Source organism: Streptomyces sp. ICC1 (genome assembly GCF_003287935.1).
In the GTDB taxonomy this organism is placed as follows: domain Bacteria; phylum Actinomycetota; class Actinomycetes; order Streptomycetales; family Streptomycetaceae; genus Streptomyces; species Streptomyces tritrimontium.
The window spans coordinates 727,786-749,791 of sequence record NZ_CP030287.1 but is presented as its reverse complement, the minus strand read 5'-3'; the positions used below and the strand labels follow the sequence as shown (position 1 = coordinate 749,791).

The window sequence follows — 22,006 nt, the reverse complement described above, 5'->3', positions numbered from 1 at the left end:
ACCACTGGTCACAGCCTTGCAGGGGGCCGGAACAACGGCACGTTATCCCGGCCTTCACCGGCAGGGAAGGGTTTGAGTGTTTGAATCCTCGACCCCTTGTACGACGCGTGCGCGCCGCCCCGTCGTGCTGGCGCGGTGCCGCCGCCGGGCCCGGCGGCGGCGACATGTCTGCTTGCTCCGATTGCGCCCGCTCCGCCCGCAAAAGCGCGCCTTGGAACACTTCGCCGCTAGGATGGACGCAGAAAGGAGCCCTGTTCTTGACACGGACGGCTCTTTTCTGCTGAGTCTCCGCCGGTGGTCATCCGGGGACGCACAACCACTCGGACGGGTAGTCGATGAGCGCACAAGACGGTCAGGCAAAGATCAAGGTTTTCCTCCTGGACGACCACGAAGTGGTGCGTCGGGGCGTGCACGAGCTGCTGTCGATGGAATCCGACATCGAGGTCGTCGGCGAGGCCGGGACGGCCGCCGACGCACTGGTCCGCATCCCCGCCACCCGCCCCGACGTGGCCGTCCTCGACGTCCGGCTGCCGGACGGCAGCGGCGTGGAGGTCTGCCGCGAGGTCCGCTCGCAGAACGAGGACATCAAGTGCCTGATGCTGACCTCGTTCGCCGATGACGAGGCGCTCTTCGACGCGATCATGGCCGGTGCCTCGGGCTACGTGCTGAAGGCGATCCGCGGCAATGAGCTGCTCAACGCCGTACGGGACGTCGCGGCCGGCAAGTCGCTGCTGGACCCCGTCGCCACGGCCCGCGTGCTGGAGCGGCTGCGCGACGGCAAGAACGGCAAGGGCGACGACCGGCTCTCCAACCTCACCGAGCAGGAGCGCAAGATCCTCGACCTGATCGGCGAGGGCCTGACCAACCGCGTGATCGGCGAGCGCCTGCACCTGGCCGAGAAGACCATCAAGAACTACGTCTCCAGCCTGCTCTCCAAGCTGGGCATGGAGCGCCGCTCCCAGGCCGCCGCGTTCGTGGCCCGCCTGCAGGCCGAGAAGCGGCACTGACCGGCACCGGCTGACCGGCACCGGCTGATCGGCACCCTTTCCCGCAACGCAGCGTGACGCCCCGTGGCCGTGTCATTCCACGGGGCGTTCCGTTTGATTCGGGACCAACGTCCCCGATGTGCGGGGCGGGCTCCTCTTTTCCGGCACCGTGTCGGTACCGGAAAGTGGGTGACATGTCCCCAGAGGAACTCCACGCCACCGAACTGCTGCGCCGGGTGCCGTACGGCCGAGTGGCCACCAGCATGCGCGCGCTGCCCTTCCTCGCTGTCGCCCGCCACATCGTGGTGAACGGCAAGGTAGTCCTGAGAATGCACGCCGGATTCGGCTACCACCACGCCTGCAACGGCAGTGTGGTCTCCTACGGCGCCGACAACTTCAACACCGCCGAGGCCCGGTTGTGGTCGGTGCAGTTCACGGGGACCGCGAACATCGTCGAACCCACCACCGCCGAACTGGAACTCTTCGGCCCCGGTCCGCATTTCGTGGACGGCGCGGTGTTCGACCCGGTCTACATGCGCATCGAACCCCAGCTCGTCACCGTGCACACGCTCGCGGGGAACCTGGACCGGCAGTACCAGCACGCGCTCTGAGGACTTTGGTCCCGAGCGGAGAAAGGCCCGGCGGAATTCCGCCGGGCCTTTCTCCATGACTCAGGGTGAGCGGCGCGGCTCAGTCCTGGTCGACGCCGCGCCCCTCGGGGGTCGGCGTCGGCGTCGGGGTCGGCGTCGGCTTCGGCGTCTTCGACGGGCTCGGGGTCGGCGTCGGCGTGGGGGTCGGCGACGGCGACGGGGTGGTGGACGGCGACGAGCTCGGCGTGTACTTGCTGCGGCTCGGCGTCGGCGAGTTGTCGTACGAGTGCGAGGTCTCCGGGGTCCGCGACGGGGTGTTCTCCGGGGTGGGGCTGCTCGACCCGCTGCTCGATGAGGAGGAGACGACGGGCGGGGGCGTGTCCGAGGTCCCGCCCTTGCCGCCGAGGCCGTTGACCGCGTACGCCACGCCGCCCGCGACCGCGAGGACCGCGAGGACGGCGAACAGCCACAGCTTCCAGCGGCCGCCGGAACGGTCGTCGTACCCGTCGTAGCCGTCGTAGCCGCCGTTGCCGCCCTGGCCGCCACCGCCGCCGGGGAAGGCCGAGCCGTCGTCCGGGTTCAGCGGCGGCACCATCGCCTGCTGGAACTGCGAGGTCGAGGAGTGCGCGCCGTACTGCTGCTGGCCGTGGCCGCCGCCGGGCATCGGCATCGCCGTGGTCTGCGAGGGGCCGCGCCCGTGCGGCAGCGCCATCGTGACCGGGCCGGTGCTCCAGGTCCCGGAGTTCGGCCCCTGGTCGTGCAGCATCTGCAGGGCGTACTGGACGAGCCCGCGCATCTCCTCGGCGCTCTGGAACCGGTCGTCCGGGTCCTTGGCCAGCGAGCGCATGACGAGCCCGTCGAGCTCCTGCGGGATCGCGTGGCCCTCCGGCAGCTGCGAGGGCGGGATCGGCGCGTCCTGGACGTGCTGGTAGACCACCGACAACGGGGTCTCCCCGGTGAACGGGGGCCGCAGCGCGAGGAGTTCGTAGAGCAGGCAGCCCGTCGCGTACAGATCGGAGCGGTGGTCCACGGCCTTGCCGAGAGCCTGCTCCGGCGACAGGTACTGCGGGGTGCCCATGACCATGCCGGTCTGGGTCATCGTCGACTGCACGCCGTGCAGGGCGCGCGCGATGCCGAAGTCCATCACCTTGACCGCGCCGGTCTCCGTGATGATCACGTTGGCGGGCTTGATGTCCCGGTGCACGATGCCGTGCTGGTGCGAGTACGCGAGCGCTTCGAGCACGCCGGAGGTGATGATCAGCGCCTGCTCGGGGCCCGGGGCCTCGGCGCTGATCAGCAGGTCGCGGATGGTGCGGCCCTCGACCAGTTCCATGACGATGTAGGGGACGACGCTCGGGCCGACCCGGTCCTCGCCCGAGTCGTACACGGCGACGACGGCATGGTGGTTGAGGCCGGCGACCGACTGCGCCTCGCGCGTGAAGCGGGCCTTGGACACCGGGTCCTCTGCGAGGTCCGGGCGCAGCAGCTTGACGGCCACGGTCCGGCCCAGCCGGACGTCCTCGGCGGCGAACACCTCGGCCATGCCGCCGCGTCCCAGACGGTGGGTCAGCCGGTAACGGCCGTCTCCCACCAGGCCGCCCGCGCCCCAGTGCTCCGGACCGTCTGCCATCCCGGCGCCGCTTCCATCGGGTTCGGGTGCCATCAGTCCTCGCCGTCGTCTGTCTCGGCCGCCGCTCAGCGGTAGGTCCTCGTCGTGTGCTCCGACGAACGCTACAGCCTCGCAACCGGTCGCCGTCCGGACAAGGACCCCGGGTGGCCTTGTGGTCACGGAACGGGCACCCGGCTTGACGTGTGTGTGCCCTCCGGCAGACTGAGCGCCACGTGCGCTCGGCCAGAGGCGCAGGGACACATCCCGAGGGGAAGCAACAGTCATGAGCCAGGACGGCACTCAGGGCCAGTACGCGGGCGGCTCTCTGGCCGGTGGCCGTTACCAGCTAAGGGATCTGCTCGGTGAGGGCGGAATGGCTTCCGTCTACCTCGCCTACGATTCCGCGCTCGACCGGCAGGTCGCGATCAAGACGCTGCACAGCGAGCTCGGGCGCGAGCAGTCCTTCCGCGAGCGCTTCCGCCGCGAGGCGCAGGCTGTAGCGAAACTGTCGCACACGAACATCGTCTCGGTCTTCGACACCGGCGAGGGCGTGGTCACCTTCCCCGGCACCGGCCGGGACGACGGCGCGGTCATGCCGTACATCGTCATGGAGTACGTCGAGGGGCAGCCGCTCGGCTCCGTCCTGGACGGGGACGTGCGCCAGTACGGGGCCATGCCGGCCGACAAGGCGCTGAAGGTGACGGCCGATGTGCTGGCCGCCCTGGAGAGCAGCCACGAGATGGGGCTGGTCCACCGCGACATCAAGCCGGGCAACGTCATGATGACGCGGCGCGGCGTGGTCAAGGTGATGGACTTCGGCATCGCGCGGGCCATGCAGTCGGGGGTCACCTCGATGACGCAGACCGGCATGGTCGTCGGCACGCCCCAGTACCTCTCCCCCGAGCAGGCGCTCGGCCGGGCCGTGGACGCCCGCTCCGACCTCTACTCGGTCGGCATCATGCTCTTCGAGCTGCTGACCGGGCGGGTGCCCTTCGTCGCGGACTCGGCGCTGGGCATGGCGTACGCGCACGTGCAGGAGGACCCGGTCGCGCCGTCCTCCATCAACCGCTCGGTGACCCCGGCGATGGACGCGCTGGTGGCGCGGGCCCTGAAGAAGAACCCGAACGAGCGTTTCCCCACGGCGGCCGCCATGCTCGACGAGGTCGCGCGGGTGGCGGGCGCCGGTCACACCGGGGCTCCGGTCATCGTCCCCGGCTCGCACCCGACCAACAGCGGCGCCGGGCTCGGCTCGGCCGTGTTCCCGCCGGTGGACTCCTCCCTCCAGGCGCCGCCGCCGTCGGTGCAGCAGCCGTACCAGGCTCCGCAGACCCCGGTGCCGTACGCGTACGCGCCGACCCCGCCGCCGGTGCAGACGCCCGCGCCGGGCTCGTACGGGTACCCGCAGCACCAGGCGCAGGCGCCGGCCCCGCAGCCGTACGGCGCGCCCGCGACCCCGCCGCCGTACTCGGTGTCGCCGCAGGGCGGTCAGGGGCAGGGCGGCGGCTCCGCCCCGGCGAAGAAGAACACCCCGGTCGTGGTGGGCGCCGTCGTGGTGGCGCTGCTGGCCGTCGGCGGGCTGCTCTACGCGCTGGACCTGGGCGGCGCCAAGGACAAGGCCAACACCGGCCCGAACCCCTCGAACTCCGCGTCCGGTTCGGCGCCGGCCGGGCACAAGGGTCCGGACCTCTCGCGCACGATCGCCGAGTCGAAGTGCAAGGAGCCCTCGAAGTACACCAGCAAGGCGGACAAGGTGACCGCGCCGGACTTCCGGTACCTGAACCAGGTCTCGGTGAAGGCGTGCATCCGGGCCGGCGGCTGGAAGTACGAGGAGAAGCCCCGGGACGAGGCGGTCTACGGCGAGGGGATGATCATCGAGCAGCAGCCCGCCGGCGGCACCGCGATCGACCCGAAGGACACCACCTTCACCCTGTGGATCTCGACGGGCGACCCGGAGTGAGAGAGCGGGGCGGCGCCCGCCGCCCCGCGCCGCGTACTCGTACAGCCCGTACGGGATGCCGGTTTTGTCCGGTTATGCAAATCTGAGTGCGTGACATACGCCCGCGCGCTGCGCTGGACCGCCGGGGCAGCGATGGCGACCGCCACGCTGCTGGTCTCGGCGCCCGCGCACGCGGCGCCTGCGCGGGCGGCATCCGGACACGCGGCGTCCGGACACGCGACGGCCGGGCACTCCGCCCGTACCTCCGCGCCGGCCGATGCGGGCGATGCGGCCGGTTCGGCCCGCGAGGCGTTCGAGGAGCTCGCCGGAAGCGCCGCCGGAGCCGGCCGGGAGCGGCCCGGGCTGCCGGCGGCCGAGCCCGCCAACCCCGAGGCCGTGCTCGTCTCGCGCCCCGTCCCGGTGCGCCCTCGCACCGAGCCCGCCCGACCGGAGCCCCCGGCCCCCTCCGCGGCGGTGGTCGGCGCGCTCGGCACCGAGCCGAACGAGCGCGCCGCCGATCTGGCCGCGCACATACGGCCCCTCGGAACGGGGTTCGCCCTGATGGGGACGGGTCTCGGATTCATGGGGATGCGGCTGCGCCGAGGGCGCTGAGGCCTTCCCGCGGCGGGGCCGCGAAGCCCCTCCCCGCACCGCCGCGCCTCCCTCCCGAGACGTACGGATCGGCCGCCTCCCCCTCATGACCTACGTCTCAGGGTGGTTGCGGCCGCGGGCATACTCGGTATACATACTGAGTATGTCGATCCGCCACGGCCTTCTCGCCCTGCTGGAACGGGGCCCCCGGTACGGCTCCCAGCTGCGCACCGAGTTCGAATCACGCACCGGTTCCACCTGGCCGCTCAACGTCGGGCAGGTGTACACCACCCTCGCGCGCCTGGAGCGCGACGGCCTCGTCGCACCCGGCGGCGAGGACACGGCCGGACACACCCTCTACGCCATCACCGAGACCGGGCGGTCCGAACTGCGCGAGTGGTTCGAGCGCCCCGTCGACCGGGCCAACCCGCCCCGCGACGAACTCGCCATCAAGCTCGCCATGGCCGTCGGCGCCCCCGGCGTGAACATCCGCGCCGTCATCCAGGCCCAGCGGCACGCCACCGTCCAGGCCATGCAGGACTACACCCGGCTCAAGGCCCAGGCGCTCACCGCCATCGAGACCGGGCGCGGCGGCGAGCGCGACGACATCGCCTGGCTGCTGGTCCTGGAACAGCTGATCTTCCAGACCGAGGCCGAGGCCCGCTGGCTCGACCACTGCGAGTCCCGGCTCGTCCGGCTCGCCGCCGGCCGGGAGCTCGCACCGGCCGAGGCCGAGCCGCCCGACCACCGGGACCCCGGCCGGCCGGCCGCCGCCACCGCCGTCCCCACCACCACCCCGACCACGACCACGACCACCGACCGGACTCCGCCCCGTACCGCCCGCTCGCGGCGGGGCTGAACCACCGCTCCACCTCCCAGGGGGGAACCTTCATGCCCGACCAGCCCGTATTGCAGCTGGACAAGCTCGTCCGCACCCACGGCAGCGGCGCCACCGAGGTGCACGCCCTGCGCGGGATCGACCTCAGCGTGTACCCCGGCGAACTCGTCGCCGTCATGGGCCCCTCCGGGTCCGGCAAGTCCACGCTGCTGACCCTCGCCGGCGGACTCGACAAGCCCAGCAGCGGCAAGGTGATAGTCGAAGGCACCGACATCACCACCGCCAGCCGCAAGCAGCTCGCCGCCCTGCGCCGCCGCAGCATCGGCTACGTCTTCCAGGACTACAACCTGATCCCGGCCCTCACCGCGGCCGAGAACGTCGCCCTGCCGCTCGAACTCGACGGCGTCTCCGCCCGCAAGGCCCGCGGCAGCGCACTGGCGGCCCTGGAGGAGATGAACCTCGGGCAGCTCGCCGACCGCTTCCCCGACGAGATGTCCGGCGGCCAGCAGCAGCGCGTCGCCATCGCCCGCGCCCTGGTCGGCGACCGCCGCCTCGTCCTCGCCGACGAGCCGACCGGCGCCCTCGACTCCGAGACCGGGGAATCCGTACTCGCCCTGCTGCGCTCGCGCTGCGAGGCCGGCGCGGCCGGCATCCTCGTCACGCACGAGCCGCGCTTCGCGGCCTGGGCCGACCGCGTGGTGTTCCTGCGCGACGGCAGCGTCGTCGACGAGACCCTGCGCAGCCACGCCGACTCCCTGCTCACCGGGCAGGCGGCCGCTCAGTGATCTCCTCGTACCACTCCTGGATCGCGGCCATCCGGATAGCCCGCCGCGACGCCTGGCGCTCCAAGGGCCGCAGCTCCCTCGTGCTGGCCATGATCGCCCTGCCGATCGTCGGCGTGAGCGCCGTCGACCTCACCGTGCGCAGCTCCCAGCTCTCCCCCGAGCAGCGCGTGGAGCGCGTGCTCGGCGCCGCCGACGCCAAGGTGACCGACTCCGAGATGGGCGCGGCCATCTACCAGAGTCCCGACGCCCAGAGCTACGCCCCGGTCGGCGGATACGACAAGTACGAGCGGAGCGCCGGCGGCAACCGGGACGAGCTCGCCAAGCCCACGCCCGAACTCCCCGCCGGAGCCCAGTCCGTCAAGGACAGCAAGTCCTACGGCAAGGTCCGCACCCGGTTCGGGATCCTGGAGACCGAGCTGCGGGAGACCGACGCGGCGAACCCGCTGGTCAAGGGCCTGTGGACGCTGGAGCGCGGCCGGCTGCCGCAAGCGGCGGGCGAGATCCTCGCCACCACCGCCTTCCTGGAGGAGTCCGGCTACTTCGTCGGCTCCAGCGTCACCCCGCGCGAGTCGACCACCTCGTACAAGATCGTGGGCGCCTACGAGCTGCCCGACGCCCTGAACCAGCCGCAGCTGCTCGCCCCTCCCGGCACCCTGCTCGCCCCGCTCGACCGGGACCTGAAGGCCGCCGGCGGCCAGGGACTGCGCGCCCAGGACAGCCACCTCGTGAAGGTGGGCGGCGCCGGCTTCACCTGGGACATGGTCAAGCAGGCCAACGCCAAGCAGCTGCTCATCGAATCGCGGGTCGTGCTGATCAACCCGCCGGCCGACTCCGAGGTGCCGCTCTACACGGAGCAGCCCGGCGACCGCTGGAACCCCGGCGGATTCGTCAGCGCCACCGAACTCGCCATCCTCTCCACCGTCGTCGGCCTGGCCATGCTGGAGATCTGCCTGCTGGCCGGACCCGCCTTCGCGGTGGGCGCCCGGCGCTCGCGCCGCCAGCTCGGCCTCGTCGGCGCCAACGGCGGCGACCGGCGGCACATCCGCGCCATCGTGCTCTCCGGCGGCCTCGTCATCGGCGCCGCGGCCGCCGTCACCGGCACCGTCATCGGCGTGGCCCTGACCATCGGGCTCCGGCCCGTGCTGGAAGACACGATCGGCCAGCGCTTCGGCGGCTTCGACGTCCGCCCGCTGGAACTCCTCGCCATCGGCCTGCTCGCCGTCCTGACCGGGCTGCTGGCCGCCATCGTCCCGGCCGTCAACGCCTCCCGGCAGACCGTGCTCGCCTCCCTCACCGGCCGCCGCGGCGTGCGCCGGGCCAACCGGGTGCTGCCCGTCCTCGGCCTGCTCGCCATCGCGGGCGGCGCGGCCATCGCCCTGTTCGGCTCCGTGTCCAAGATGGGCTCCACCGTCGTCGCCGGCGGCAGCGCCATCGCCGAGCTCGGCGTCGTCGCCCTCACCCCCACCCTGGTCGGCATGTTCGGGCGCGCCGGGCGCTGGCTGCCGCTGTCGCCCCGGCTCGCGCTGCGCGACGCCGTCCGCAACCGGGGGCGTACGGCTCCGGCCGTGGCCGCCGTGCTCGCCGCCGTCGCCGGCACCGTCGCGGTGGCCACGTACCAGCACAGCAAGGACGTGCAGGCGCGCGCCGAGTACAGCGCCCATCTGCCCTACGGGGCCGGGCTGATCGAGACCAACGAGAACTCCGCGTTCCGCGACGTCACCTCGATGCGCGAGCTCCTGTCGAAGGAACTCCCGGTCAACGTGCGGGCCGATGTGGACCGCCTCGTCGTCGGCAGGCCGGGCTGCTCCTCGTACTCCTCCAGCCCGGACTGCGGGCGGGCCGAGATCATCATCCCGAAGGAGCAGCGCTGCCCGCTCTACACGGCGGAGAACGGCCCCAGCTCCTTCACCCCGGAACAGCGCAGGGAACTGCGCAACGACTGGCGGTGCGCGGACGAGCCCTTCGGCATCCGGGCACCCCTGGTCGTCGCGGACGAGAAGCTGCTCTCCGTCCTGGCCGTCGAGGACCCGGGCGCGGTGGCCGCGCTGAAGGCGGGCAAGGCCGTCTCCTTCAAGAAGCAGAACGTGCTCGCCGACAAGGTCACCGTCCGGCTGATCATGGGCCGTGACGAGCCGGTCGGGGGGTACGCCCCCGGCGAGCCGGCGCCCGGCCAGGACAAGGTGTTCGCCGCGTACCAGGCGCCCGAGTCGGCGAAGGGCTACGGCCTGGAGCTGGTGCTCCCGGCCTCGGCCGCGAAGGGCGCCGCCATCGAAACCGCACCCTTCGGCTCGTACTTCACCCTCGACGGGGGCGCGAGCTCCGAGCAGCGGCAGCGGCTGGACGGGTCCCTGGACAAGATGGGCCTGGACGCGTCCGTACGGATCGAGAAGGGCTACGAGGGCAACGACAGCCTCGCCATGCTCGCCCTGACCGTCTTCGCGGGCCTGGTCACCATCGGCGCGGCCGGCATCGCCACCGGACTGGCCCAGGCGGACGCCGAGGGCGATCTGAAGACCCTGGCGGCGGTCGGCGCACCGCCGCGGGTGCGGCGCACGCTCAGCGGCTTCCAGTGCGGGGTGGTCGCCCTGATGGGCGTCGTCCTCGGCTCGGCGGCCGGCATCCTGCCCGCGGTCGGACTGCGGCTCACCGAGCGGCGGGCCGCGGCCGACATGATCCGCACGGGCATCGAGAACGGCTACACGGCGGCCTCCGAGACCGTCCCCTACATGCCGATCGCGGTGCCGTGGGCCACGCTGGCCGGTCTGCTGGTCGCGGTCCCGCTGGGCGCGGCCCTGCTGGCCGCCCTGGTCACCCGTTCGAGCGGGGCGCTGGCCCGGCGCGAGGTCTGACGGCCGGCGGCTCCCCGCGCTCCCGCACAGGTGGTACACGGCGGCGCATTGGTGCCCCCGCACAGGGTGGATCACGCCTGTGCGGGGGCACACCGTGTGAGTACGAAGGTGTGCGAGAGAATGACGGCATGGAGATGCCGAGGAGTGAACGGTCGCAGGACAGCCCCCCGCACGGCCTGATCGTGGGGCAGGACGGGATGCCGGTCGGCGGCGCCGATGACGAGTCGCGCGAGGTCCCGGTGACGGAGATGGTCGAACAGCCCGCCAAGGTCATGCGGATCGGCAGCATGATCAAGCAACTCCTGGAAGAGGTACGCGCCGCACCTCTGGACGAGGCCAGCCGGGTCCGTCTCAAGGACATCCACGCGGCATCGGTGAAGGAGCTGGAGGACGGTCTGGCTCCCGAGCTCGTCGAGGAACTGGAGCGGCTCTCCCTGCCCTTCACCGAGGAGGCGATCCCCTCCGAGGCGGAACTGCGGATCGCCCAGGCCCAGTTGGTGGGCTGGCTGGAGGGCCTGTTCCACGGCATCCAGACGGCCCTGTTCGCGCAGCAGATGGCGGCGCGGGCCCAACTGGAGCAGATGCGCCGCGCCCTGCCCCCCGGCTCCTCCCACGAGGACGACGAGGACGGCCCGCACGGCGCGGTCCGCTCGGGCCCGTATCTCTAGGCCCGTACCTCTCACCCCTGCAGGCCCGTACCTCAGGCCCGTACCTTCAGGCCCTGGGTTCAGGTCCTGGGTTCAGGCCCTGCCGCCCGCCGTACTGAACGCACCCTCCGGGGCCGTCCGCACCCTCCGGGGCCGCGGGCGGCCCCGGAGCCGTTCGGGGCGGCGGGCGATCTCACCACGCGGCCGTAAGGGCCCGGTAAACGGCGGAACACATCCGCAACGCGGCCCCCGCATACTCAGGGCATGACGTACGACGCCATCGTCCTGGCCGGCGGCGCCGCGCGGCGACTGGGCGGGGCCGACAAGCCCGGCCTGCTCGTCGGCGGCCGCCCCCTCCTCGACCGCGTCCTCGACGCCTGCGCCGACGCGCGGACCACCGTCGTCGTCGGCGGCCGCAGGCCGACCGCCCGGCCCGTCCAGTGGGCCCGGGAGGACCCGCCCGGCGGCGGCCCCCTGGCCGCGCTGGACGCCGGGCTGCGCCGCCTGCCGCCGCGGGACGGGGGGCTGGACGTCGCCCGGGACGAGGGGCTGGTCGTCGTGCTCTCCGCCGATCTGCCGTTCCTGGACCGCGACACGGTCCGGGCCCTGCTCGACGCGCCCGGCGGCGACGGGGCCCTGCTCCGGGATCCGGACGGCCGCGACCAGCCCCTCGTCGCCGCGTACCGGGCGGAGCCGCTGCGTAGGGAAATCGCCCTGCTGGCGGCCGAGCACGGCTCCGTGACCGGCCTCCCGCTCCGCGCCCTCACCGCCGAACTCGAGCTCGCGCACGTCACCGCGGCCGCGCCGCTCGCCTCCTTCGACTGCGACACCTGGGACGATCTCGCCGCCGCTCGCGCCCGGATCAGGGAGCATGGAACCGTGCTGGAATCATGGATCACCGCTGCCAAGGCCGAGCTGGGCATCGACGTCGACGTCGACATCACGGTGCTGCTCGACCTCGCCCGTGACGCCGCCCACGGCGTCGCCCGGCCCGCCGCCCCGCTGACCACCTTCCTGGTCGGCTACGCGGCGGCCCGCGCCGAAGCCGCCGGCGCCGACCCCGCCGAGGCCGTCGCCGAGGCCTCCCGCAAGGTTGCCGACCTGGCCCTGCGCTGGGCCGCGGAGGCCGCCGAGAGCGCCGGCGCCGAAGAGACCGGGTCCGGATGACCGCCGCCTCCGACGCCGACCGCGCCCTGGACCAGGCACTCGCCCTGGTCAGCCGCAACCCGGACGGCGGCGGCCACCGCGCCGCCCCCTGGCTCCGGGCCCGCCAGACCGCCGTTCGCGCCGGGACGGTGCTCCCCGTCCGCAGCCACCGCATCCCCCTGGCCGAGGCGCTCGGCCAGGTGCTGACCGAGCCCCTGACCGCCCTCGGCGACCTGCCCTCCTTCGACACCTCCGCCATGGACGGCTGGGCCGTCGCCGGACCCGGACCCTGGAGCGTCCGCCCCGGCGGCAGCGCGCTGGCCGGCAGCGAACGCCCCGCGCCCCTGGCCGACGGCGAGGCCGTACGGATCGCCACCGGCGCCCGGGTCCCCGCCGACACCAGCGCCGTGATCCGCAGCGAGCACTCGCACGAGGCCGGCACCCAGCTGTACGCCGACCGGCCCGTCGCCACCGGCCAGGACATCCGCCCGCGCGGCCAGGAGTGCCGCTCGGGCGACCTCCTGCTGCCCTCCGGATCCCTGGTCACCCCGGCCGTCCTCGGCCTCGCCGCGGCCGCCGGGTACGACGAGCTCACCACCCGGCCCCGGCCCCGCGTCGAGATCCTGGTGCTCGGCGACGAGCTGCTCACCGAAGGCCGCCCGCACGACGGCCTGATCCGCGACGCGCTGAGCCCCATGCTGGCCCCCTGGCTGACCCGGCTCGGCGCGGAGGTGGTCTCCGTGCGGCGGCTCGGCGACGATCCGGCGGGCGCCGAGGAACTGCTGCGGGCCGTCACCTCCTCCACCGCCGACCTGATCGTCACCACCGGCGGCACCGCCTCCGGCCCCGTGGACCACGTGCACCCCGTGCTCGCCGAGGCCGGGGCCGAGCTGCTCGTCGACGGGGTGGCCGTGCGCCCCGGGCACCCGATGCTGCTGGCCCGGCTCGGCGGCCGCGCCGACACCCGCCACCTCGTGGGCCTGCCCGGGAACCCGCTCGCCGCCGTCTCCGGGCTGCTGACCCTCGCCGAGCCGCTGCTGCGCGCCCTCGCCGGCCGCGGCGCCCGCCCCCGGTACGCGGTGCCCGTGCAGGGCGGCGTACCGGGACACCCGCGCGACACCCGGCTCGTACCGGTCCGGCTGACCGACGAGCACGCCGTGCCGCTGCGCTACAACGGCCCCGCGATGCTGCGCGGGGTGGCCGCCGCCGACGGGCTGGCCGTCGTACCGCCCCACGGGGCGCGCTCCGGGCAGGACCTGGAGATCCTCGACCTGCCGTGGGCTTCAGGGGGATGTTTCACGTGAAACTGCACGGCTCCGACGCGATGGCACGCGGCGCCGACGAGAAACTCGTCTCGCGCCGCATCAAACTGCCCCGGCGCATCGTCGAGAAACCGATGCGGCAGGTCAGCCGACGGCTGTTGATGGCGCTGTTCGTGATGTGCCTGACGGTCCTGATCGTGTGGATCGACCGCGACGGCTACCACGACAACGCCAACGGCAAGGTCGACTTCCTCGACTGCGTCTACTACGCGACCGTCACCCTGTCGACCACCGGCTACGGCGACGTCGTCCCGTACAGCGACAGCGCGCGGCTGGTCAACGTCCTGCTCATCACGCCGCTCCGCGTCCTGTTCCTGATCATCCTGGTCGGAACCACGCTGGAAGTGCTGACCGAGCGGACCAGAGAAGAGTGGCGGCTCAACCGCTGGAGGAAGAACTTGCGTGACCACACGGTCGTCGTCGGCTTCGGCACGAAGGGCCGCTCGGCCCTTCAGACGCTGCTGGCCACCGGCCTCCAGAAGGAGCAGGTCGTCATCGTCGACCCCAGCGCCAAGGTGATCGACATGGCCAACTCGGAGGGGTTCACCGGGGTCGTCGGCGATGCCACGCGCTCCGACGTACTGCTGCGCGCCGAACTGCAGAAGGCCCGTCAGATCGTCATCGCCACCCAGCGGGACGACACGGCGGTGCTGGTCACCCTGACGGCCCGCCAGCTCAACCGCGGCGCGAAGATCGTGGCGGCGGTCCGGGAAGAGGAGAACGCGCCGCTGCTGCGCCAGTCGGGCGCGGACGCGGTCATCACCAGTGCGAGCGCGGCGGGCCGGCTGCTCGGGCTGTCGGTGCTCAGCCCGAGCGCGGGCACGGTGATGGAGGACCTCATCCAGCAGGGCAGCGGCCTCGACCTGATCGAGCGTCCGGTCACCAAGTCCGAGGTGGGCAAGTCGGTCCGCGACACCCACGACCTGGTCGTCAGCGTCCTGCGCGGCCACCGGCTGCTCCCGTACGACGATCCGCACGCGAGCCCGCTCCAGCTGACGGACCGTCTCATCAGCATCGTCCGCGCGGCCCCGCCGTCCTCCCCGCCGGTGGTCCTGGGCTCGGCCGAGTAGGCACGTCCGCCGCCGGCCCCGGGTGTCCGGGCGGTAGCCTCCGGCCATGCATGCGATCACCATCGAACAGCCCGGCGGTCCCGACGCCCTGGTGTGGGGCGAAGCGCCCGATCCGGTGGCCGGGGACGGCGAAGTCCTCGTCGAGGTCGCGGCCAGCGCCGTGAACCGCGCCGACGTCCTGCAGCGGCAGGGGTTCTACGCCCCTCCGCCCGGGGCCTCGCCCCATCCCGGCCTGGAGTGCTCCGGGCGGATCTCCGCGATCGGCCCCGGGGTCTCGGGCTGGTCGGTCGGCGACGAGGTGTGCGCGCTGCTGGCCGGCGGCGGCTACGCGCAGAAGGTCGCCGTCCCGGCGGGCCAGCTGCTGCCCGTTCCGGCGGGCGTGGACCTGGTGACGGCGGCGGCGCTCCCGGAGGTCGTCACGACGGTCTGGTCCAACGTGTTCATGGTCGCGGGGCTGCGCCCCGGCGAGACCCTGCTGGTGCACGGCGGGTCGAGCGGCATCGGGACCATGGCGATCCAGCTGGCCAAGGCGGTCGGCGCACGGGTCGCGGTGACGGCGGGCGGCAAGGAGAAGCTGGCGCGCTGCGCGGAGCTGGGCGCGGACATCCTGATCGACTACCGCGAGCAGGACTTCGTGGAGGAGGTCCGGGCGGCCACCGGCGGCGCCGGGGCGGACGTGATCCTGGACATCATGGGCGCCAAGTACCTGACGCGGAACGTGGAGGCGCTGGCCGTCAACGGGCGCCTCGCGATCATCGGGCTCCAGGGCGGGGTCAAGGCGGAGCTCAACCTGGGCGCCCTGCTGGCCAAGCGCGCGGCGATCACCGCCACCACGCTGCGGGCGCGTCCGCTGGAGGAGAAGGCGGCCATCGTCGCGGCCGTACGGGAGCACGTGTGGCCCCTGGTCGGGTCGGGCCGGATCCACCCGGTGGTGCACGCGACGTACCCGATGGCGCAGGCGCCCGAGGCCCACCGCGTCCTGGAGTCCAGTGCGCACGTGGGCAAGATCCTGCTGACGCTCTGACCCTCTGACGCTCTGACCCACTGCCGGCGGGGCTGGTCTCAGCCCCGCCGGGCCGGGGTGGCTACAGAGTGCGCAGCAGGACCGCCGGCGACTCGACGCAGTCCGCCACGTACCGCAGGAAGCCGCCCGCCGTGCCGCCGTCGCACACCCGGTGGTCGAAGGTGAGGGACAGCTGCACGACCTGGCGGACCGCCAGCTCTCCCCCGTGCACCCACGGCTTGGCCATGATCCGGCCCACGCCGAGCATCGCGGCTTCCGGGTGGTTGATGATCGGCGTGGAGCCGTCCACCCCGAACACCCCGTAGTTGTTCAGGGTGAAGGTGCCTCCGGTGAGGTCGGCCGGGGCGAGCTTCCCCGCCCTGGCCAGCTCCGTGAGGCGGGCGAACTCCGCCGACAGGGACTCGGCTCCCCGGGCCTGCGCGTCCCGGACGACCGGGACCATCAGGCCCCGCTCCGTCTGCGCGGCGAAGCCGAGGTGCACGGCCGGGAGCCGGACGATCTCGTTCGCCGCGAGGTCCACGGTGGAGTTGAGCTCCGGGTACCGCGCCAGCGCCGCCGTGCAGATGCGGGCCAGTACGGCGAGCACCGAGATCTTCGGCCCGCCCACCGCGTTCATCGCCGCCCGGGCCGCCATCAGCTCCGTGGCGTCCGCGTCGACCCAGCACGTGGCGTCGGGGATCTCGCGCCGGCTGCGCGACAGCTTGTCCGCGACCGCGCCCCGCACGCCCTTGAGCGGGATCCGCGTGGCGCCCTGCGGCGCGGTGGAGGCGGCGGGGGCAGGGGCGACGGCCGGAACCGGAGCCGGAGCCTGGGCCTGGGCCTGGGCCTGGGCCGCCGGGGCGCGCAGGGCCGTCTCGACGTCCGTGCGCAGGATCAGGCCCTCCGGGCCGGAGCCGCGCAGCGCGCGCAGGTCCACCCCGTGGTCCCGGGCGAGCTTGCGCACCAGCGGCGAGATGACCGGCACGGGCCCGGCGACGACGGCCGGTGCGGCGGCCGCCGGTGCCGTGACCACGGGAGCCGCGGCCGGAGCCGGTGCGGCGGGAGCCGTGGAGCCGCCTCCCGGCGCGGCGGAGCCGGGTCGCACCCGCCTCCGACGCGCCGGACGCGAATGGTCCGTCCCGTAGCCGACCAGGACGTTGCCCGAGCCGGAGGAAGCCTCCGCGGGCCCGTCGGAGAGCTCGGCCGGCTCGCCCACCGCGACGGTGATCAGCGGTGCGCCGACCGGCAGTTCCGTCCCCTCCTCGCCGAAGCGGGCGGTGACGACGCCCCCGTACGGGCAGGGCACCTCCACCATCGCCTTGGCCGTCTCGACCTCGACGACGGGCTGGTCGATGGCGACGACGTCGCCGACCTCCACCAGCCAGCGGACGATCTCCGCCTCCGTCAGCCCTTCCCCCAGGTCCGGCAGCTTGAACTCCATGACCTGCGGCATCAGTTCTCCCACTGCAGACGGGCCACGGTGTCCAGGATCCGGTCCACGCCGGGCAGGTGGTGCTTCTCCAGCATCGGCGGCGGATACGGGATGTCGAAGCCGGTCACGCGCAGCACCGGCGCCTCCAGGTGGTGGAAGCACCGCTCCGTGACGCGGGCGGCGATCTCCGCGCCCGGGCCGCCGAAGCCGCCGGACTCGTGGACCACGACCGCGCGCCCGGTCCGGCGCACGGAGGCCACGACGGTCTCCTCGTCGAAGGGGACCAGCGAGCGCAGGTCCACGACCTCCAGGTCCCAGCCCTCCTCGCGCGCCGCCTCGGCCGCCTCCATGCACACCGGCAGGGAGGGCCCGTAGGTGATCAGCGTCGCGCTCGTGCCGGTCCGCCGGACGAGGGCCTCGCCGATCCCCGGGACCGCGGCGGGCGCCTCGGGAGACCAGTCGGCCTTGGACCAGTACAGCCGCTTCGGCTCCAGGAAGACCACCGGGTCGTCGCTGGCTATCGACGCGCGCAGCAGCCCGTACGCGTCCTCGACCGTCGCCGGGGTCACGACGGTGAGCCCGGGCGTGGCCACGTAGTAGGCCTCGGAGGAGTCACTGTGGTGCTCCACGCCGCCGATCCCGCCGCCGTAGGGCACGCGGATGGTGATCGGGAGCGGCATCGCGCCGCGCGTGCGGTTGCGCATCTTGGCCACGTGGGAGATCAGCTGCTCGAAGGCCGGGTAGGCGAACGCGTCGAACTGCATCTCCACGACCGGCCGCAGCCCGTACATGGCCATGCCGACGGCCGCGCCGAGGATGCCCGCCTCCGCGAGCGGGGTGTCCGTACAGCGGTCCTCGCCGAACTCCTTCGCGAGCCCGTCCGTGATGCGGAAGACCCCGCCGAGCGCCCCGACGTCCTCGCCCATCACGTGGACGGTCGGATCCTCGGCCATCGCGTCGCGCATGGCCCGGTTCAGGGCCTGCGCCATGGTCGCCGGCTTCGTGGTCGTCGGCTTCGCCGCCACCGTGGTCATGACGGGTCCTCCTCTTCTGCCGCGTCCTGCTCGGCCGCGTCCAGCTCGGCACGGAGCATGGCCGCCTGTTCGCGGAGCCGGCCGGTCTGCTGCGCGTAGACGTTTTCGAAGAGGTCCATCGGATCGAGCACGGGCTCCGCGTTCATCCCGTCCCGGAGCGCCGCCGCCATCTCCTCGGCCGCGTCCTTGGCCGCCTGGATGCCCGCCTCGTCCAGCAGCCCGCGGGCGGTCAGCTCGCGCTCCAGCAGCTGGATCGGGTCGTGCGCCTTCCAGGCCTCCACCTCGGCGTCGCCCCGGTAGCGGGTGGCGTCGTCGGCGTTGGTGTGGGCCTCGATGCGGTAGGTGACGGCCTCGATCATGGTCGGTCCGCCGCCGGCCCGGGCCCGCCGGACCGCCTCGGACAGCACCTCGTGCATGGCGGCGATGTCGTTGCCGTCGACGAGGCGGCCCGGCATCCCGTACCCCACGGCCTTGTGGGCCAGGGTCGGGGCGGCGGTCTGCTTGGCGAGCGGGACGGATATCGCGAAGCCGTTGTTCTGGACGAGGAAGACCACCGGCGCCTGCCAGACGGCGGCGAAGTTCATGGCCTCGTGGAAATCGCCCTCGCTGGTTCCGCCGTCGCCGACCATGGCGAGGGCGACCACGTCGTCGCCGCGCAGCCGCGCGGCGTGCGCCAGGCCGACCGCGTGCGGCAGCTGGGTGGCGAGGGGGGTCGACAGCGGGGCGATCCGGCGCTCGCGCGGGTCGTAGCCGGTGTGCCAGTCGCCGCGCAGGAGGGTCAGGGCCTCCACGGGGTCCAGTCCGCGCGCCACGGCCGCGAGGGTGTCGCGGTAGCTCGGGAACAGCCAGTCCTGCTCCTCCAGGACCATCGCGGCGGCAATCTCGCACGCCTCCTGACCCACGGTGGAGGGATATACGGCCAATCGGCCCTGCCGGGTGAGGGCGGTGGCCTGGGCGTTGTAGCGGCGGCCGCGCACCAGCTCGGCGTAGCACCGGCGCATCAGCTCGGGGTCGAGCCGGTCTGCGGCCGGGGTGCCCAGCACCCGGTACGGCTCGGGGTCCGGGAGCAGCGGGGCGGCATCCGTACGGGGCCTCCAGGCGGGCGGCGGGGTGGAGCGGTGGGACGCACCGGCACCGGGCAGCTCTTGGACCGTCATGGCGGCGTACACCTCCTCGTGGGAAGCGGGCGGGGAGGGCCCCGGGTGTGAGGCCCCTCACCTACCGATTGTTCGGTTGTCCGCGCAATTTGGCTACAGGCAGCCCCAGGCTGTGGACAAAGTGGCGGCGGGGCCCTGGGATGGGTGCAGGACGTCCAGGAGAGGCAGGCAGCGGGCGATGGCGGATGAACAAATGGCCGGAGCGGGTTCCGGAGTGGTGCCCGGGGCGGGGGGCGCATCCGGGGGCGCACTCCCGGGTACCGGCGCACCGGCGGGCCCGCCGGTGCCGCCCGGAGCGCCCGGACCGGGCGGACCGCCCGGACCGCCGCGCCCCCTCGACTCCATCGACCGCTCGATCGTGCGCCTGCTCCAGGCGGACGGCCGCGCCTCGATACGGTCCGTCGCCGAGCAGGTCCACGTCTCCCGGGCCAACGCCTACGCCCGCATCAACCGGCTCATCGACGACGGCGTGATCCGGGGCTTCACCGCCCGCGTCAACCACGAGCGCGCCGGGCAGGGCGCCTCCGCCTACATCACCCTGAAGATCGTCCAAAACTCCTGGCGGACGGTCCGCGAGCAGCTCCGCGAGCTCCCGGGCGCCGCCCACATCGCCCTGGTCAGCGGCGATTTCGACGTCCTGCTCCTGGTCCACACCCCCGACAACCGCACCCTGCGCGAGCTGGTCCTGACCCGCCTCCAGTCCATCCCGGAGGTCCTCTCCACCCGCACCCTGCTGGTCTTCGAGGAAACGGACCTGCTGGCCCGCGACCCGTCCGCGGGCCCGACGATCTCCGAGGACTGAGCCTCCGCCCCGCCCTGCCCCGCCCCGCCTGCGCCGAGCCGGAGGCCGGGCGTGCGCCCGGTCAGCGCTGGGTGCGCAGGCCGTCCAGGGCCATGCTGACCACCGCGTCCGCCAGCTGGTCCGAGGTGGTGCCCGGGTGCGGGCGGTACCACTCGACCAGGGAGTTGACCATGCCGAAGAGGAGGCGGGTGGCGAGGCGGATGTCCACGTCCGCCCGCAGGTCGCCCTCGGCGGCGGCGGCCTTCAGGAGCTCCGCGACCTGGTGGTCGAACTCGCGGCGCCGCTCCAACGCCCAGCGCTCGGTGCGGGTGTTTCCCCGGACCCGCAGCAGCAGCGTCACGTACGGCAGTTCCGCGACGAGGACCTCGACCGTGCGCCGGGTGACGTACTCGACGCGCTCGACCGCGCGTCCCCGTACCGCCCCGGGCTCGCCCAGCACCGCGAAGAGCTCGTCCAGCGCCCGGCTGACGGCCCGGTGGAGCAGCTCCTCCTTGCCCGCGACGTGGTGGTAGATCGAGGACTTGGAGATGCCGGCGGCCTTGGAGAGGTGCTCCATCGAGGTGCCGTCGTAGCCGCGCTCGTTGAAGACCTGGACGGCGACGGACAGGAGGGTCTCGGGCGTGTAGGTGTCCCGCTTGGCCGTCGTCATTCCGTCTCCCCCGCCTCGTCGTACGCCTCGTCCCCGTCCTCGGCGTCTTCCTCCCCCGCCGCGTACCCCAGCTTGTACAGCGCCAGCGAGGGCGCGTACCGGCCGCCCGGACAGCGCGCGTCGAGGTGGTGCAGCAGGTCGTACGCCCAGTCGCGGCCGAGCCGGTCGTGCCATTCGGCGGGGCCCGCGGGGTAGTTGACCCCGAGCCTCATCGCCGTGTCGATGTCCTCGGCGACCGCCACCCCGCGCGCGACGGCATCGGCGGTGAGGTCGATCAGCATCGCGACGGTCCGGGCCACGATCATGCCGGGGACGTCGCCGATGACGGAGACCTTCTTGCCGAGCTTCTGGAACAGCCCGACGGCCTCCGCGAGGGTCCGCTCGCTGGTGTCCTCGCTCACCGAGAGCGCGACGCGGGTCGCGGCGCGGTAGTCGAAGGCGAGGTCGAAGTAGACGACGTCGGCGAACTCGATCGAGGTCTTGCCGTCGGCGAGCACGAGCTGCCCCTCGCCGGGGAGCTGGATGTACGGGCCCCCGTGGCCGACGGCCGTGACCGCGATCCCGGCCTCCTCCAGGAGCTCGGTGAGGCCGGCGGCGGGCCCGAGGTCGCCGACCACGGTGACCGCGCCCGGAGCGTCCTCGGGTCCGGCCGTGTGCGGGGCCGGGGCCTTCGCGTCCGGGCCGTACGGGTACCAGCCGTGCCCCGACTTGCGGCCGAGGCGGCCCGACTGGACCAGCCGGCGCTGCGCGAGGGACGGGGTGAACTTGGGGCTGCGGAAGAAGGACTCCCACACGGAGCGGGTGACGGCCTCGTTGACATCCTGGCCGATCAGGTCGGTCAGCGCGAAGGGGCCCATCTTGAAGCCGCCGCTCTCGCGGAGCACGGCGTCGATGGTGGCCGGATCGGCGCCCTGCTCCTCGTACACCGCGAAGGCCTCGGCGTAGAAGGGGCGGGCGATCCGGTTGACGATGAAGCCCGGGGTGTCGGCGCAGCGCACCGGCGTCTTCCCCCAGCCCAGCACGGTGCGGTACGCGCGCTCGGCGGCGGCCGGTTCGGTCGCGAACCCGGAGACCACCTCGACCAGCGGGAGCAGCGGGGCCGGGTTGAAGAAGTGCAGGCCGAGGAAGCGGCCGGGGTGCGCGAGGCCCGCGGCGAGCTCGGTGACGGAGAGGGAGGAGGTGTTGGTGGCCAGCAGCGCGTCCGGCGAAACCACCTCTTCGAGTGCGGCGAACAGCGCGCGCTTGACGGAGGCGTCCTCGACGACCGCCTCGACGACGAGGGCGGCGCCCGCCAGCCCGGACAGTTCGGCCGCCGAATCGATTCGGCCGATCGCGTCCTCGGCCTCGGCCCGATCCAGCCGGCCCTTGGCGGCCATCCGCTCGACGCGGTCCTGCACGAAGCCGACCGCGTCGGCGGCGAGGACGGCGTCGATGTCGTAGAGCAGCACGCGGTGACCTGCGAGAAGGGCGACCTGGGCGATGCCCTGCCCCATGGTCCCCGCGCCGACTACCGCCACTGTGCGGGACCGCTCGATTGCTGTCATGACCCGATCCTCCCGC

19 protein-coding genes are annotated in these 22,006 nt (G+C 73.2%); 13 read left to right on the top strand and 6 right to left on the bottom strand.

From position 1 onward, the window contains the following. The first annotated feature begins 335 nt into the window (after positions 1-335). Together DRB96_RS03510 and DRB96_RS03505 are read left to right on the top strand one after the other, a co-directional pair. Positions 336-1,007, top strand: coding sequence for a response regulator transcription factor (locus DRB96_RS03510; RefSeq protein ID WP_112446713.1), 672 nt, complete (start codon positions 336-338; stop codon positions 1,005-1,007). A 173-nt stretch (positions 1,008-1,180) separates the two neighbouring features. After that, positions 1,181-1,597 (top strand): pyridoxamine 5'-phosphate oxidase family protein, encoded by a 417-nt coding sequence (locus DRB96_RS03505; protein ID WP_112446712.1) that lies wholly within the window; start codon positions 1,181-1,183, stop codon positions 1,595-1,597. 79 nt (positions 1,598-1,676) lie between these two features. Here DRB96_RS03505 and DRB96_RS03500 read toward each other — a convergent pair whose 3' ends face one another. Then, positions 1,677-3,206: a protein kinase gene (locus tag DRB96_RS03500; protein ID WP_112446711.1), complete on the bottom strand. Its 1,530-nt coding sequence runs from the start codon at positions 3,204-3,206 to the stop codon at positions 1,677-1,679. A gap of 262 nt (positions 3,207-3,468) precedes the next feature. On the opposite strand from DRB96_RS03500, the gene DRB96_RS03495 reads away from it, so the two are divergent. The 10 genes from DRB96_RS03495 to DRB96_RS03450 all read left to right on the top strand — a co-directional run bounded on the left by DRB96_RS03495 (position 3,469) and on the right by DRB96_RS03450 (position 15,393). Then, entirely contained in the window at positions 3,469-5,142 is a 1,674-nt protein-coding gene (locus DRB96_RS03495) for a Stk1 family PASTA domain-containing Ser/Thr kinase (RefSeq protein ID WP_112446710.1), read from the top strand. Between the two features lie 90 nt (positions 5,143-5,232). Next, entirely contained in the window at positions 5,233-5,733 is a 501-nt protein-coding gene (locus DRB96_RS03490) for a hypothetical protein (protein WP_162688628.1), read from the top strand. Between the two features lie 142 nt (positions 5,734-5,875). After that, positions 5,876-6,571 (top strand): PadR family transcriptional regulator, encoded by a 696-nt coding sequence (locus DRB96_RS03485; protein ID WP_112446708.1) that lies wholly within the window; start codon positions 5,876-5,878, stop codon positions 6,569-6,571. A 32-nt stretch (positions 6,572-6,603) separates the two neighbouring features. Then, the gene (locus DRB96_RS03480; protein WP_112446707.1) at positions 6,604-7,335 is read left to right on the top strand and encodes an ABC transporter ATP-binding protein; all 732 of its coding nucleotides are present in this window, start codon (positions 6,604-6,606) and stop codon (positions 7,333-7,335) included. Continuing rightward, positions 7,332-10,184, top strand: coding sequence for an ABC transporter permease (locus DRB96_RS03475; protein WP_112446706.1), 2,853 nt, complete (start codon positions 7,332-7,334; stop codon positions 10,182-10,184). Before DRB96_RS03480 ends, DRB96_RS03475 begins: the two co-directional genes overlap by 4 nt. 128 nt (positions 10,185-10,312) lie before the next feature. Next, on the top strand, positions 10,313-10,852 hold the full coding sequence (locus DRB96_RS03470; RefSeq protein WP_112446705.1) for a bacterial proteasome activator family protein: 540 nt from the start codon (positions 10,313-10,315) through the stop codon (positions 10,850-10,852). A 243-nt stretch (positions 10,853-11,095) separates the two neighbouring features. After that, positions 11,096-11,998 carry an NTP transferase domain-containing protein gene (locus DRB96_RS03465; protein WP_112446704.1) on the top strand — a complete coding sequence of 301 codons (903 nt, stop codon included), beginning with the start codon at positions 11,096-11,098 and terminating at the stop codon, positions 11,996-11,998. Beyond that, the gene (locus tag DRB96_RS03460) at positions 11,995-13,281 is read left to right on the top strand and encodes a molybdopterin molybdotransferase MoeA (protein WP_112446703.1); all 1,287 of its coding nucleotides are present in this window, start codon (positions 11,995-11,997) and stop codon (positions 13,279-13,281) included. The genes DRB96_RS03465 and DRB96_RS03460 overlap by 4 nt, the downstream gene beginning before the upstream one ends. Further along, positions 13,269-14,369 carry a potassium channel family protein gene (locus tag DRB96_RS03455; RefSeq protein WP_112446702.1) on the top strand — a complete coding sequence of 367 codons (1,101 nt, stop codon included), beginning with the start codon at positions 13,269-13,271 and terminating at the stop codon, positions 14,367-14,369. Before DRB96_RS03460 ends, DRB96_RS03455 begins: the two co-directional genes overlap by 13 nt. Positions 14,370-14,415: 46 nt before the next feature. Then, the gene (locus tag DRB96_RS03450) at positions 14,416-15,393 is read left to right on the top strand and encodes an NAD(P)H-quinone oxidoreductase (RefSeq protein WP_112446701.1); all 978 of its coding nucleotides are present in this window, start codon (positions 14,416-14,418) and stop codon (positions 15,391-15,393) included. A 61-nt stretch (positions 15,394-15,454) separates the two neighbouring features. Here DRB96_RS03450 and DRB96_RS03445 read toward each other — a convergent pair whose 3' ends face one another. The 3 genes from DRB96_RS03445 to pdhA are packed head-to-tail and all read right to left on the bottom strand — an operon-like array spanning position 15,455 to position 18,995. Next, the gene (locus DRB96_RS03445; RefSeq protein WP_112446700.1) at positions 15,455-16,825 is read right to left on the bottom strand and encodes a dihydrolipoamide acetyltransferase family protein; all 1,371 of its coding nucleotides are present in this window, start codon (positions 16,823-16,825) and stop codon (positions 15,455-15,457) included. Continuing rightward, complete coding sequence (locus DRB96_RS03440; protein ID WP_112446699.1) at positions 16,825-17,838, bottom strand: alpha-ketoacid dehydrogenase subunit beta; 1,014 nt, start codon at positions 17,836-17,838, stop codon at positions 16,825-16,827. The genes DRB96_RS03445 and DRB96_RS03440 overlap by 1 nt, the downstream gene beginning before the upstream one ends. After that, on the bottom strand, positions 17,835-18,995 hold the full coding sequence (pdhA, locus tag DRB96_RS03435; protein WP_112453183.1) for a pyruvate dehydrogenase (acetyl-transferring) E1 component subunit alpha: 1,161 nt from the start codon (positions 18,993-18,995) through the stop codon (positions 17,835-17,837). The genes DRB96_RS03440 and pdhA overlap by 4 nt, the downstream gene beginning before the upstream one ends. 178 nt (positions 18,996-19,173) lie before the next feature. On the opposite strand from pdhA, the gene DRB96_RS03430 reads away from it, so the two are divergent. Further along, a complete protein-coding gene (locus DRB96_RS03430; RefSeq protein ID WP_239516170.1) occupies positions 19,174-19,797 on the top strand; it encodes an Lrp/AsnC family transcriptional regulator in 624 nt (207 codons plus the stop codon). A 61-nt stretch (positions 19,798-19,858) separates the two neighbouring features. Here DRB96_RS03430 and DRB96_RS03425 read toward each other — a convergent pair whose 3' ends face one another. Next, positions 19,859-20,446, bottom strand: coding sequence for a TetR/AcrR family transcriptional regulator (locus tag DRB96_RS03425; RefSeq protein WP_112446698.1), 588 nt, complete (start codon positions 20,444-20,446; stop codon positions 19,859-19,861). Then, positions 20,443-21,990, bottom strand: a complete 1,548-nt coding sequence (locus DRB96_RS03420; protein WP_112453181.1) for a 3-hydroxyacyl-CoA dehydrogenase — start codon at positions 21,988-21,990, stop codon at positions 20,443-20,445. The genes DRB96_RS03425 and DRB96_RS03420 overlap by 4 nt, the downstream gene beginning before the upstream one ends. Positions 21,991-22,006 lie beyond the last annotated feature (16 nt).

Coding starts and splice junctions, on each gene's coding strand:
- DRB96_RS03500 (WP_112446711.1), bottom strand. CDS start 3,206: ATGGCAGACGGTCCGGAGCACTGGGGCGCGGGCGGCCTGGTGGGAGAC.
- DRB96_RS03460 (WP_112446703.1), top strand. CDS start 11,995: ATGACCGCCGCCTCCGACGCCGACCGCGCCCTGGACCAGGCACTCGCC.
- DRB96_RS03430 (WP_239516170.1), top strand. CDS start 19,174: ATGGCGGATGAACAAATGGCCGGAGCGGGTTCCGGAGTGGTGCCCGGG.
- DRB96_RS03510 (WP_112446713.1), top strand. CDS start 336: ATGAGCGCACAAGACGGTCAGGCAAAGATCAAGGTTTTCCTCCTGGAC.
- DRB96_RS03445 (WP_112446700.1), bottom strand. CDS start 16,825: ATGCCGCAGGTCATGGAGTTCAAGCTGCCGGACCTGGGGGAAGGGCTG.
- DRB96_RS03480 (WP_112446707.1), top strand. CDS start 6,604: ATGCCCGACCAGCCCGTATTGCAGCTGGACAAGCTCGTCCGCACCCAC.
- DRB96_RS03440 (WP_112446699.1), bottom strand. CDS start 17,838: ATGACCACGGTGGCGGCGAAGCCGACGACCACGAAGCCGGCGACCATG.
- DRB96_RS03470 (WP_112446705.1), top strand. CDS start 10,313: ATGGAGATGCCGAGGAGTGAACGGTCGCAGGACAGCCCCCCGCACGGC.
- DRB96_RS03495 (WP_112446710.1), top strand. CDS start 3,469: ATGAGCCAGGACGGCACTCAGGGCCAGTACGCGGGCGGCTCTCTGGCC.
- DRB96_RS03425 (WP_112446698.1), bottom strand. CDS start 20,446: ATGACGACGGCCAAGCGGGACACCTACACGCCCGAGACCCTCCTGTCC.
- DRB96_RS03505 (WP_112446712.1), top strand. CDS start 1,181: ATGTCCCCAGAGGAACTCCACGCCACCGAACTGCTGCGCCGGGTGCCG.
- DRB96_RS03465 (WP_112446704.1), top strand. CDS start 11,096: ATGACGTACGACGCCATCGTCCTGGCCGGCGGCGCCGCGCGGCGACTG.
- pdhA (WP_112453183.1), bottom strand. CDS start 18,995: ATGACGGTCCAAGAGCTGCCCGGTGCCGGTGCGTCCCACCGCTCCACC.
- DRB96_RS03455 (WP_112446702.1), top strand. CDS start 13,269: ATGTTTCACGTGAAACTGCACGGCTCCGACGCGATGGCACGCGGCGCC.
- DRB96_RS03450 (WP_112446701.1), top strand. CDS start 14,416: ATGCATGCGATCACCATCGAACAGCCCGGCGGTCCCGACGCCCTGGTG.
- DRB96_RS03485 (WP_112446708.1), top strand. CDS start 5,876: ATGTCGATCCGCCACGGCCTTCTCGCCCTGCTGGAACGGGGCCCCCGG.
- DRB96_RS03420 (WP_112453181.1), bottom strand. CDS start 21,990: ATGACAGCAATCGAGCGGTCCCGCACAGTGGCGGTAGTCGGCGCGGGG.